This window comes from Pseudomonas sp. AP19, assembly GCF_001728855.1.
GTDB classification, from domain to species: Bacteria; Pseudomonadota; Gammaproteobacteria; order Pseudomonadales; family Pseudomonadaceae; genus Aquipseudomonas; species Aquipseudomonas fluorescens.
In genome coordinates, this window is sequence record NZ_LXJP01000007.1 from 94,947 (window position 1) to 107,009 (window position 12,063).

Below are 12,063 nucleotides of genomic sequence, written 5' to 3' on the forward strand. Positions count from 1 at the left end.
CTTTATCTCTCCTTTATCCGCCAGCTTACGAAAGGCTGGACAGGTAGTCGTCGTAACCAAATTCACGAACCACCTCGACTGTACCGTCGAGTTGTTTCACTACGATGGACGGCATTTTCAGGCCGTTGAACCAGTTTTTCTTGACCATGGTGTAGCCTGCGGTGTCGATGAACGACAGCCGATCGCCGATGGCCAGCGGACGATCAAATTGGTACTCGCCGAAGATGTCCCCGGCCAGGCAGGATTTGCCGCACACCATGACGGTGTGTTCACCCTCGCTCGGCGCCAGCTTGGCGTTGAGGCGGTAAATCAGCAGGTCCAGCAGGTGGGCTTCGATGGAGCTGTCGACCACGGCAAGGTTTTTGCCGTTGTAGAGGGTGTCGAGCACGGTGACTTCCAGGGAGGCACTGTTGGTGATCGCTGCTTCGCCGGGTTCCAGGTACACCTGCACGTCGTACTTCTGCGAGAACGCCTTGAGGCGCTGGCAGAAGGCGTCGATGGCATAGCCTTCACCGGTGAAGTGGATGCCGCCGCCGAGGCTGACCCAGTTGACCTTGTGCAGGAGCGCGCCGAAGCGTTCTTCGATGGTGTTGAGCATTTGGTCGAACAGGTTGAAGTCAGCGTTCTCGCAGTTGTTGTGGAACATGAAACCGGAGATCTGCTCAATCACGCCTTCGATCTTCACCGGGTCCCATTCGCCCAGACGGCTGAACGGGCGCGCCGGGTCGGCCAGCAGGTAGTCGGAACTGCTCACCTGCGGGTTCACACGCAGGCCGCGGGTCTTGCCTTCGCTGCGTTCGGCAAACCGCTGCAGCTGGCTGATGGAGTTGAAGATGATCTTGTCGCAGTTATCCAGCATCTCTTCGATTTCATCGTCGGCCCAGGCCACGCTGTAGGCGTGCGCCTCACCTTCGAACTTCTGGCGGCCAAGCTTCAACTCGTACAGCGACGACGAGGTGGTGCCGTCCATGTATTCCTGCATCAGGTCGAACACCGACCAGGTGGCAAAGCACTTGAGCGCCAGCAGAGCCTTGGCGCCGGACTGTTCGCGCACGTAGGCAATCTTCTGCATGTTGACCAGAAGCTTCTGTTTGTCGATGAGGTAGTACGGCGTTTTGATCATTTTTGAGAGCCTGCGGCGGTGCCTGCCAAAAAAGGACACGCATTGTGCCCGCACTTGGATCAGATCGAAAGGTTAGCGGGCGGATTTTGCGCGCCGCTTTTAATATGCCCTGCCAATATGACAGCCCATCCGTATGATGAGGCGCATGAGTGACGACGCCACGTGGAAGCGACGAGAGGTGAGAATGGACGCATGGACACTGCATTGGCTGGAGGCTTCGGGCGCCCTGGGCGAATTTCGCAAGCCGTTGACGGAAGAATTCGAGATCGCCTACGAGGCCATTTCCAGGTGGATGCCAGCGCCACGCCTGGATGCGCTGATTCAGCGGCTGCCCGGTGAAACCATCGCGGAACTGGGCCTGGTGGGACGCGCCTACCGCAGCACGATGTTCTCAATGACCTTTGATCCGGATAATCCGAATTTTGCCGCCAGCCTGAAACACGGCGCGGTGCATCGGCATGTGATACACGAGGTGCATCATTGCCTGCGCATGGCCGGGCCTGGGTATGGCTGGACGTTGGGCGAAGCATTGGTCAGTGAAGGCCTGGCCGGGCAGTTTGTGCGCCAGCTACTGGGCAGCGAGCCGGAGCCGTGGGAGAGGGCGTTCAGCCTTGAGGCGTTGCGAGCGGAGCCGGTGGACCTGAGCGCCCTGGAGGCAACGTACTACGATCACAATGCGTGGTTTTTTGGTACGGCGGACAAGCCCAAGTGGTTGGGGTATGCGCTCGGCGATCAGATGGTGGGGCGATGGTTGGCGGTGGTGGGGCAGCCGGATGCGTCCACCTGGGTCAACGTCCGCGCGCAAGACATCCTCGCGGTTGCGCTCGACCAAGGGTTGATCCGCAATCCCTGATAGGCGCAGGGTCGCCGGCGCCTGCCGGCTTCACTGACATCAAACCGTCATCTGCCCACCACCTTCCTGCCACATTCCCCCGTTACTGTCCTCACCAATGAGATCGATCTCAAGCGAGTGACAATGACTGACTTGAAAGACGTTGCACGGCTGGCTGGCGTATCCCGCGCCACCGCCGCCCGCACCTTTGCTTCACCCGACCAGGTGCGCCCGGCCACCCGTGAGCAGGTGTTCGCCGCCGCTCGTGAGCTGGGCTTTCGGCCCAATTTGCTCGGCCGCCAATTGCGCCTGCAAACCACCCAGCTGATTGGCGTCGTGGTGCCCAACCTGCTCAACCCGGTGTTCGCCGAACAGTTCCAGGCCATGGAGCGTGCGGCACGGTTGCGCGGCTACAGCCTGTTGCTGGCGACCACCGACTACAGCAGCGAACGCGAAAGCGTGGTGGTGGAAGAGTTGTTGCGCCAACGCGTCGACGGCCTCGTGCTGACGGTGACCGACGCCGAAAGCAACAGCGTGCTCAACAGCCTCGCCAGCGAACAAACGCCGTTCGTGCTGGCGTATCACCAACCGAGCAACCCCAACTACAGCGCGGTGTCAGTCGATAACCGCGCGGGCATGGCCCTGGCCACGCGGTATTTGCTCGACGCGGGGCACCGCCGCATCAGCATGGTTGCCGGCCCCGCGTTGCAGTCCGATCGCGCTCGCCTGCGTTACGCGGGCTATTGCGACGCGATGAAAGCGTACGGGCTCAACACCCGCCCGGTCATCGAGATGCCGGCCCACACCCAGGCCGAGTTCGCGGCCATCGCGCCCTTTCTCCACGGCCCCCAGGCCCCGACTGCGCTGGTGTGTTCCAACGATTTCCTGGCCATCAGCCTGATCGCCGAGTTGCGCCGCAACGCCTGGCATGTGCCCGAGCAACTGTCGGTGATGGGCTTCGACGGCATAGCGCTCGGCACGCAGATGCACCCGACCCTGTGCAGCGTGGTGCAACCCATCGCGCTGCTCGCCAGCACGGTGATTGATCAATTGCTGGCGCAGATCGCCGGCCAATCGCCGATTTCCCATTGTCTGCCTTGCCATATCCGGCCCGGCGAAAGCACTCAACCCCACGAGGAGACGCTTGATGCGCGCGTTCAGTAAAACTTTGGCAGCCGTGCTGCTGTGCGGTGCGGCCAGCCTGGCCCAGGCCGCCGAAACCGCGATTTGCTACAACTGCCCGCCCGACTGGGCGGACTGGGGCACCCAACTCAAGGCCATCGCCGCCAGCACCGGCGTGCAGGTGCCGCTGGACAACAAGAACTCCGGCCAGTCCCTGGCGCAGTTGGTGGCCGAGAAGGCTGCGCCGGTGGCGGACGTGGTGTATTACGGCGTGACCTTCGGCCTGCAGGCGCAAAAAGCCCAGGTGGTCGACACCTACACACCCAAAGGCTGGGAACAGATCCCCGCCGGCTTGAAGGACCCGGCCGGCCACTGGTTCGCGATTCACTCCGGCACCTTGGGCATCATGGTCAACGTCGACGCGCTGGGCGGTTTGCCGGTGCCGCAAGGCTGGGCCGACCTGCTCAAACCTGAGTACAAAGGCATGGTTGGTTACCTCGACCCGTCCAGCGCGTTTGTCGGCTACGTCTCTGCCGTGGCGATCAACCGCGCGCTGGGCGGCGACCTGGACAACTTCGCGCCCGCTATCGACTACTTTCAGAAGCTCGCGAAAAACGCGCCCATCGTGCCCAAGCAGACCGCTTATGCGCGGGTGCTGTCCGGCGAGCTGCCGATCCTGGTGGACTATGACTTCAACGCCTACCGCGCGCGTTACAAGGACAACGCCAATGTCGCCTTCGTGATCCCCAAAGAGGGCAGCATCAGCGTGCCGTACGTGATGAGCCTGGTGGCTAACGCGCCGCACCGCGCGAATGCGGAAAAGGTCCTCGACTTTGTGCTGTCCGACGCCGGCCAGGCACTCTGGGCCAAGGCCTACCTGCGCCCGGTACGGCCGATGAAAATGCCCGCGGATGTGGCCGCGCAGTTCCTGCCGGACAGCGACTATGCGCGTGCCGGCGTGGTCGACTACGAAAAAATGGCCGCTGTGCAGGAAGCCTTCGCCGCCCGTTACCTGAACGAGGTCAAGTAAGTGGCCGCATCGGCAAAACACGCCGCCTGGGCGTTGGCCCCGGCGTTTGCGGTGCTGCTCGCGTTCTGGCTGTTGCCGCTGGCGCACCTGGTGGTGCTCGGTGCGCAAAGCCGCGACAGCCTGGGCAGCGGTTATTGGCAGGTGCTCAGCAGTGCGCAGTACCTGGGCAGCCTGGGGCAAACCGTGATTCTTGCGCTGGTGGTGACCTCGGTCGCGTTACTGATCGGCGGCATCAGCGGCGTATTTCTCGCGCGCCAGCAGTTCTTCGGGCGTTCGGCGCTGGTGGCGCTCTTGACCTTTCCGCTGGCGTTTCCCGGCGTGGTCGTGGGGTTCCTGGTGATCCTGCTGGCCGGGCGCCAAGGCCTGTTCGCCGCCTTGGGGCTGCAACTGGCCGGTGAGCGCTGGATCTTTGCGTATTCGTTGGCCGGGCTGTTCGTGGGCTATCTGTACTTCTCGATTCCACGGGTGATTCTCACGGTGATGGCGGCGTGCGAGAGCCTCGACCGCAGCCTCGAAGAAGCGGCTCATTCTTTGGGGGCCGGCCATTGGCGCGTGGTGTGCGACGTCATCGTGCCGGGCCTGGCCCCCGCGCTGGCTTCGTGCGGGGCGATCTGCTTTGCCACCTCGATGGGGGCGTTTGGCACGGCCTTCACGTTGGGCACGCGGCTGAACGTCACCCCGGTGGCGATCTACAACGTGTTCACCAACTACGCCAACTTTGCCGTCGCCGCTGCCCTGTCGGTGGTGCTCGGTGCGGTGACCTGGGCCGTGTTGCTGTTGACACGACGGCTGGTCAAAAACGCGGGGACAGTCCTGTGAAACGCTCTTCGCTGTTTGTGATTCAACTGCTGTTTACCCTGCTGGTGTGCGCCTTCATGTTGGTGCCGGTGGTGATGTCATTGTTGGCCGGGTTGACCCGCAACTTCTTTGTCGGCCTGTCCAGTGGGTTGACCTTCGACTGGCTGATCCAGGTGTGGCAGGCCTATTCGCCGACCGTGTGGCTGTCACCGCAATTGGCCCTGGCCTGCGCGGTGTGCGTCGGCGTGATCGGCGTACCTGCGGCCTATGCCCTGGTGCGGATGAACAACCGCTTCAGTCGCGCCTTCGAGGAGCTGATGGTGCTGCCGGTGGCAATGCCGGGGTTGGCCAGTGCGCTGGCGTTGCTGCTGACCTACGGCCAGTTCGGCACGTTTCGCAGCAGTTGGTTGTTCATCCTCGTCGGCCACGTGCTGTTCACCTTGCCGTTTCTGGTGCGCCCGGTGATGGCCGTGATGCAGCGCCAGCAACTGCCGGTGCTGGAGGAGGCGGCGGCGAGCCTCGGTGCCGGGCCGATCAAACGCTTCTTCAGCGTGGTGGTACCGAACTGCCGGGCGGGGATTCTCGCCGGTGTGCTGATGGTGGTCACCCTGAGCCTGGGTGAATTCAACCTGACCTGGATGCTGCACACGCCGATGACCAAAACGCTGCCCGTGGGCCTGGCCGACAGCTACGCCTCGGCCCGCCTGGAAATCGCCAGCGCCTACACCCTTATCTTTTTGCTGATGATCGTGCCGCTGCTGGTTGCGCTGCAGGCCATCAGTGCTCGTTTGTCCCGTGGAGAGCGTCGATGACCGCTATCACTATCCGGTTGCAGGGCTGTCGCAAGGCATTTGCCGACGGCACCGTGGCCGTGCATGACTTGAATCTGACTGTCGAAGGCGGTGAAACCCTGGCGATTCTTGGCCCGTCCGGCTGTGGCAAAACCACGACCTTGCGCCTGATTGCCGGCCTGGAGCGCCCGGACGTGGGCCAGGTGTTTTTCGGCGATCAAGACGTCACCCGCCTGCCCATCGAGCGTCGCGACGTGGGCATGGTGTTCCAGAATTACGCGCTGTTTCCTAACCTGAATGTGGCCGGCAACATCGTCTATGGCTTGAAGATTCGCGGCATGTCGGCGCCGGCGCGCAACAAGCGCTGTGAAGAGTTACTGGAGTTGGTGGGCTTGCAGCAGCACGGCAAGCGCAGCATCCATGAGCTTTCGGGTGGGCAGCGTCAGCGCGTGGCCCTGGCTCGGGCGCTGGCTCCGCGACCTAAAGTGCTGTTGCTGGATGAACCCCTGGCGGCCCTCGATGCGCAATTGCGCGAGCGTCTGCGCAGTGAGCTGGACCAACTGTTGCGTGGGCTCGGCATCACCTCGGTCTTTGTCACCCACGATCAGGGCGAAGCCATGGCCCTGGGCGACCGCATCCTGGTGATGGAACAGGGGCGTGTCGCGCAACTGGCCAGCCCCCGGCAGATCTACCAGCAGCCGGCCACCGCGTTCGTTGCCGGATTTGTCGGCAATCTGAATGCCTTTGCGGTCCTCGACCGCACCGCCCACGGCCTGAAAGTCTGTGGTGGTGAGCTGCCGTGGCACGCCGCCGAGCGCCCCGGCACCGTGTATTGCCGCCCCGAACACCTGCGCGTGATGGAGGGGGAAGGGCACTTGCACGGCCACCTGTTGGCGCAGTTCTTCCAGGGCGCGCAAAGCCGTCTGTTGGTGGACATCGGTGGGCCGCAACCGCTGCTGGTGGACTGCAGCGACAACCACTTGCACACCGTCGGCGCGCCGATTGCCCTGGCCATTGCGCCGCACATGTTGTTCACCCTGAATGCGTGAGAACCTATTGTGAACCGTCCGTTTCTTGTTGCGCAGATCAGCGACTTGCACCTTAAAGCCGGCAATCGCCTGACCTACGGCGTTGTCGATACCCTGGGCGCGCTGCGCCGAGCCGTCGACCATCTGAACGCCAGCGACCCCAGGCCCGATATTGTGGTGGTCAGCGGCGACCTGGTGGACTTCGGTCGCGCCGACGAATACGCCGTGCTGCGCCCTGAGCTGGCACGCCTGCAGATGCCGTGCTACCTGGTGCCCGGTAACCACGACAGCCGCGCGCCGTTGCTGGATGCCTTCCGCGATCACGCTTATTTGCCCGCCTCGGCCGAGGGCCCGTTGGATTGGGTGGTGGACGAACATCCGCTGCGTCTGATCGGCCTCGACTCGACCATTCCCGGTGGCCATGGCGGCCAGTTGCTGGACAGCCAGTTGCAGTGGCTCGACGAACAGTTGGCGCTGCGTCCTGCTGCGCCGACCTTGTTGATCCTGCATCACCCGCCGTTTGTCAGCGGCATTGGCCATATGGACCGCGAAGCCTTTATCAACGCCAGCGCTTTGGAGCGCGTGGTTGCCCGTCACCCGCACGTGGAGCGCCTGTTGTGCGGGCATTTGCATCGGCCCATGCAACGGCGTTTCGGCGGTAGCTTGAGCTGTGTGTGCCCCGGCACTTCCCACCAGATCGTGCTCGACCTGCAAGACGCCGCGCCCGCGCATTTCAACCTGGAACCGGCGGGTTACCTGCTGCACCGCTGGGATGAGCAGCAAGGCTTGATCAGCCACAACGGCGTGTTCGGGGATTACCCGGGGCCGTACCCGTTTTATGACGCTCATGGATTGATTGACTGAGGTTCTACGGAGGTTCACTTCGCTCAACTAAGTAGTTAAACGCCCGTTAGTGCACCGGCCACACGCCAGTGGGGTCGCGTGCTTCCTGCTGCCTTTTTTTGCGCCCGGAACCTGGATTCCGCGCCGGAGTTCGTCCTGATGAAAGCCACATTGAATGTATTAAGCGTATTGACCGGCAGCCTGGGCATTGCTCTGAGCCCCTTGGCGAGCGCCGATTTTCTGAGTGACAGTAAAGCCAACTTGAGCCTGCGCAACTTCTACTTCAATAACGACAACCGTGACGGCGCCGCCGCGCCGTCGAAGACCGAAGAGTGGGGCCAGGCGTTCCTCCTCAACTACCAGTCGGGCTTTACCGAGGGCACCGTCGGTTTTGGCCTTGACGCCGTCGGCATGCTCGGCGTGACCCTCGACAGCGGCGCTGGCCGCCACGTGGGCAGCTCGATGATCCCCAACGATGACGGCAAAGCGGCGGACAGCTGGACGCGTGCTGGCGCGACGGCCAAGGCGCGTTTCGCCAAGACCGAGCTGCGCTACGGCTACCTGCGGCCGAACCTGCCGATCCTGGTGAGCAACGATGGCCGCCTGTTGCCGCAATCCTTCGAAGGTGGCCAGGTCACCAGTAAAGACATCGACAACCTGACCCTGATCGGCGGTCAACTGCAACACACCACCGGCCGTGGTTCCAGCGACAGCAGCGGCCTGGCAGCGGCGGGCGGCACCCGGGAAAGCAATAAATTCAACTACGCCGGTGCCGACTACCAAGTGAACAAGGACCTGCTGGTCCAGTATTACTACGCCAACCTTGAAGACTATTACCAACAACACTTCGCCGGTTTGATCCATGTGTTGCCGCTGGGCGACTACGGCTCACTGAAAACCGACCTGCGTTACTTCAAGACCACCTCCGACGGTAAAAACAGCAGCGCTGCCGGGCGCGCCGAAGGTTATAAGTTCGGCGGCTATACCAAGAACGGTAACGGCGAAATCGACAACAACACCTGGAGCGCCGCCTTCATTTATTCCCTGGGGCCTCATGCGATCACCGCCGGTTACCAGCAAGTCTCCGACGACAGTAACTTCGCCCAACTCAATCAGGGTGGCCTGGTGAACAAAGGGGAGGGTGGCGCCAGCCTGTACCTCTACACCGACCGCACGGTGCAGACCTTCATCCAGGCCGGTGAACGCACCGCCTTCGCGCAATACGCTTACGACTTTGTCGCGCTGGGCCTGCCGGGCCTGAAGGCGTCGGTGATGTATTTGAAGGGCGACCATATCCTCACCACCGCCGGCAACAATGCCAGCGAGTGGGAGCGGGATATTTCCCTGGATTACGTGGTGCAAAGCGGTACGTTCAAAAACGTCGGGTTCGGCTGGCGCAACGGCATGTCGCGCAGTGATGTGGCGCGCGACCAGGATCAGAATCGCCTGTTCGTGAGCTATTCGATTCCGTTGATGTAACTGGTGGACGCACCGCGCCTCACGGCTGTGTTGAGGCGCGTGCGTTCAAGGGCGTGAGTGATTTTACGTGCGTCGCCTTGTCGTCATCGATGGGTTGAAAACCGCAGCGCAGATAAAAGTGCGCGGCCTGTGGTGTATCGGTGAACAGGCGCACGGCCTGAAAGTGAACCGCTGCGTATTCCAGTAGCTGCGCTACCAAGGCCGTTGCGATACGACGGCCGCGCATCGCGGGTGCCACGTATACGCGGCGCAGCCGACCGATCCTCGGGCCGGCGTACGGGTCGCAGGACAGACCGCCGACGGCAATCAACTGGCCGTGATGAAAGCCCCCCAACAGGCACTCACCGGGTTGCTCAAATCGATTCGAGTGGTTTTCCCATTCAGTGATAAGCCGCGTCAGAAACCGGAACCCTTCGGCAACGGCCTGCGCTTCCAGGACGTGGATCTGCTGGGGGAGTTCGCCCAACGTTTGTATTGCAAGGTCTTCGCTGGCCTGTATCACGCACATTCCCCGCTCAATCAGACGGCCTTGGACTCAACGCAACAGGGAACTGTGGTGAATCAGCCGCTGGTCACAGTGGATGGATTATCGACGTTCACATCACCCGATTTCTGCCCGCCGCTTTGGCTTCATACAGCTGCATATCCGCGCGCTTGAGCAGCGCCAAAGAATCCCGGTCTGCAGGCAGGGCGATGCTCACGCCAATACTCACGGTGACATGGTCCACCGTCGGAAATTTTGCCGCCGCCACGGCGGCGCGGATTTTCTCGGCGACCACGTCGGGGCTGTCGGGCTCTTCGACTTCCGGCAGCAACACCGCGAACTCTTCACCGCCGTAACGCGCGACAAAGTCGGTGGCGCGGGTGGTGCTTTGGATCAATGCCGCCAGATGGCACAGCACGTCATCGCCCACCGCGTGGCCATAGGTGTCGTTCACCCGCTTGAAGTAGTCCGCGTCGATCAGCAACAGGGCAAAGGTACGGCCGGTGCGTTGGAACAGCAGGCCGTTCTCGGCGAGTTTTTCATCGAAGCGGCGGCGGTTGTAGACGCCGGTGAGTGCGTCGTGTGATGCCAGGCTCAAGAGGTCGGCATTGGCACGGGTGAGGTCGGCGGTGCGCTGGGCGACCGTGGCCTCCAAGGACGCGTTGGCGTCCTGCAGTTCGCGCTCTTTGGTGAGCAGCGATTGGGTCATGCCGCTGATGGAGCGGCCCAGTTGGGCGATTTCCAGCACCGCGTGTTCCTGGGGGAAGACGGCGCCGGGCCGCTGGTCCTGCACTTGCTTGGCCGACTTGGCCAGGCGCTCGATGGGACGGCTGAGTGACGACGCGACGTAGTAGGCGGCAAGTACGAAGACAATCGCCGCGAGCAAGCCGAGCAGCAACAGTTTGTGGAGCAGGGTGCGCGCCGGTTGCAGGGCGACGTCCAACGGTTGGCGCACCATGATGTACCAGGTCATTTTGGCATTCGATGGGCTAGGCACCGCCACCGAGGCGGTGACATAGCCATTGCCCGTGGACCAGCCGGAGGGTGGGCTCAACTGGTTGGGCGGCAGGTGTTCGCCGGCGAGCAATTCCGGGTAAAGCACCCGGCCGTCGAAGTCGACAATCAGCGCCTCGACCTCGGGGATCGCATCCTTTTGCATCACCGCGGAATTGACGATCTGGGTCACCCAACTCCAGTGAGCATGGGCCCCCAGCACGCCGATCGTCTCACCCTCGGCATTGCGAATCGGCGCGGCGAAATCGATAAAGCGCTGCAGCTCGCCATTCGCCGCACTGGGTAACAGCTTGGCGAGCAACAGGGCTTCGTGGGGATCACCGGTGTACTCGGCGTGCATGCCCGCCTGAAACCACGGCCGCTGTTGCACCGATTGATTGACCAGCAGCCCGTTGACCGCCTGCCGCACACGCCCGTCGGCATCGGCGACACCCATCCACGCATATTCGGCGCGCGATTGCGTGCGCAGTTCCATCAAGGTCAGGATATCCGGCACGTCGAGGTTGCCCCGGCGCATGAGCGGTGCCTTGCTCAACAAGGACACTTCCAGTTGACGCTCACGCAATTGCACGGCCAGCAGCGCCGCCGTCGAGCGGGCCGTGCTGAGCAGCGTGTTGCCACTGGCCTGCTTCATCTGCTCCGTGGCGATATGCCCGACATAGGAACCCACGCTGAGCAGTGTGAGTAACGACAAACCGGCAAACCACAGGGTCAGGTGAGTGCGCAGGCTGGCTTTGATCATGGGGGCTCATTTTAGTATTTGTTTTCAGGCATGGTATGCGCGATGGAAGGGGCACGGCCAGCGGTGAACCACAAACGTACAAGATTCAGCGCAAACCGCTGCATAGACTCGCCGGACTTCTACTACGGCAGGTTCTCCATGGACATTTTTCTCTACGCCTTCAGTGTCATGTACAGCCCGGGCCCGGTCAATTTCATGGGCCTGAATGCCGGGCTTACCGGCAAATTCCGACGCTCAACCGGGTTTTTCATCGGCGTAGGCTGCGCGATGCTGTTGCTGTTCGTGCTGTTTGGGTACACCGGTGAGGCGCTCATCTCCCAGGCGGCGTTACCGTATATCTCGCTGGCGGGTGGCATTTACACGCTGTACCTGGCCTATCAGGTGTTCACTGCCCGCACGGTTGTCGAGGACGCTGCCAGCGAGCCGAGCAAAACCCTCACGTTCTGGAACGGCCTGGTGATTCAGTTGCTTAACCCCAAAGGCATCATGGCAGTGCTGCCGATCACCAGTGTGATGTTGCCGGCGGCGCATATCAGCGGTGCGTCCATCGCCGGAGTGTCGGCATTACTGGCGTGTGGTGCGTTTGGCGCGCCTTGGGTTTATGCGTTGCTCGGCGCGTTGCTGGGACGGCGAATCGGCGGGACGTCGGCGTTTACTGTGTTCAACCGCTGCATGGGAGTGGCATTGGCGGTGTGTGCGTATTTCATGTTTCACGCGTTCTACCTGCACCTGACTTCAACATGAGCAAATCTTGTGTTGGTCTGAAATAAAATGAGT

General features: G+C 62.1%; 12 protein-coding genes. 9 read left to right on the forward strand and 3 right to left on the reverse strand.

Annotated elements, in window-relative coordinates; translation table 11 throughout:
• Positions 1-25: 25 nt before the first annotated feature.
• Positions 26-1,123 carry a carboxynorspermidine decarboxylase gene (locus A7D21_RS08050; protein WP_053256427.1) on the reverse strand — a complete coding sequence of 366 codons (1,098 nt, stop codon included), beginning with the start codon at positions 1,121-1,123 and terminating at the stop codon, positions 26-28.
• 184 nt (positions 1,124-1,307) lie between these two features.
• Here A7D21_RS08050 and A7D21_RS08055 point away from each other — a divergent pair, with 184 nt between their 5' ends.
• The 8 genes from A7D21_RS08055 (at position 1,308) to A7D21_RS08090 (ending at position 9,046) form a co-directional block, all read left to right on the forward strand.
• Complete coding sequence (locus tag A7D21_RS08055; protein ID WP_069551418.1) at positions 1,308-1,976, forward strand: DUF2268 domain-containing putative Zn-dependent protease; 669 nt, start codon at positions 1,308-1,310, stop codon at positions 1,974-1,976.
• Positions 1,977-2,099: 123 nt separating this feature from the next.
• The gene (locus A7D21_RS08060; protein ID WP_053256425.1) at positions 2,100-3,119 is read left to right on the forward strand and encodes a LacI family DNA-binding transcriptional regulator; all 1,020 of its coding nucleotides are present in this window, start codon (positions 2,100-2,102) and stop codon (positions 3,117-3,119) included.
• The gene (locus tag A7D21_RS08065) at positions 3,103-4,107 is read left to right on the forward strand and encodes an ABC transporter substrate-binding protein (protein ID WP_069551419.1); all 1,005 of its coding nucleotides are present in this window, start codon (positions 3,103-3,105) and stop codon (positions 4,105-4,107) included. Before A7D21_RS08060 ends, A7D21_RS08065 begins: the two co-directional genes overlap by 17 nt.
• Positions 4,108-4,926, forward strand: coding sequence for an iron ABC transporter permease (locus A7D21_RS08070; protein WP_053256423.1), 819 nt, complete (start codon positions 4,108-4,110; stop codon positions 4,924-4,926). It abuts the gene before it with no gap.
• Positions 4,923-5,717 (forward strand): ABC transporter permease, encoded by a 795-nt coding sequence (locus tag A7D21_RS08075; protein WP_069551420.1) that lies wholly within the window; start codon positions 4,923-4,925, stop codon positions 5,715-5,717. The genes A7D21_RS08070 and A7D21_RS08075 overlap by 4 nt, the downstream gene beginning before the upstream one ends.
• Complete coding sequence (locus tag A7D21_RS08080; RefSeq protein ID WP_069551421.1) at positions 5,714-6,745, forward strand: ABC transporter ATP-binding protein; 1,032 nt, start codon at positions 5,714-5,716, stop codon at positions 6,743-6,745. Before A7D21_RS08075 ends, A7D21_RS08080 begins: the two co-directional genes overlap by 4 nt.
• Positions 6,746-6,754: 9 nt before the next feature.
• Positions 6,755-7,588 (forward strand): phosphodiesterase, encoded by an 834-nt coding sequence (locus A7D21_RS08085; RefSeq protein WP_069551422.1) that lies wholly within the window; start codon positions 6,755-6,757, stop codon positions 7,586-7,588.
• Positions 7,589-7,726: 138 nt separating this feature from the next.
• Positions 7,727-9,046 carry an OprD family porin gene (locus tag A7D21_RS08090; RefSeq protein WP_069551423.1) on the forward strand — a complete coding sequence of 440 codons (1,320 nt, stop codon included), beginning with the start codon at positions 7,727-7,729 and terminating at the stop codon, positions 9,044-9,046.
• A gap of 19 nt (positions 9,047-9,065) precedes the next feature.
• On the opposite strand, the gene A7D21_RS08095 is transcribed toward A7D21_RS08090, so the two are convergent.
• The gene (locus A7D21_RS08095; protein WP_371859180.1) at positions 9,066-9,554 is read right to left on the reverse strand and encodes a GNAT family N-acetyltransferase; all 489 of its coding nucleotides are present in this window, start codon (positions 9,552-9,554) and stop codon (positions 9,066-9,068) included.
• Between the two features lie 88 nt (positions 9,555-9,642).
• Positions 9,643-11,286, reverse strand: a complete 1,644-nt coding sequence (locus A7D21_RS08100; RefSeq protein ID WP_069551424.1) for a sensor domain-containing diguanylate cyclase — start codon at positions 11,284-11,286, stop codon at positions 9,643-9,645.
• A gap of 138 nt (positions 11,287-11,424) precedes the next feature.
• Between A7D21_RS08100 and A7D21_RS08105 the strand changes: the two genes are divergently transcribed.
• Entirely contained in the window at positions 11,425-12,030 is a 606-nt protein-coding gene (locus tag A7D21_RS08105) for a LysE family translocator (protein WP_069551425.1), read from the forward strand.
• Positions 12,031-12,063: the final 33 nt, after the last annotated feature.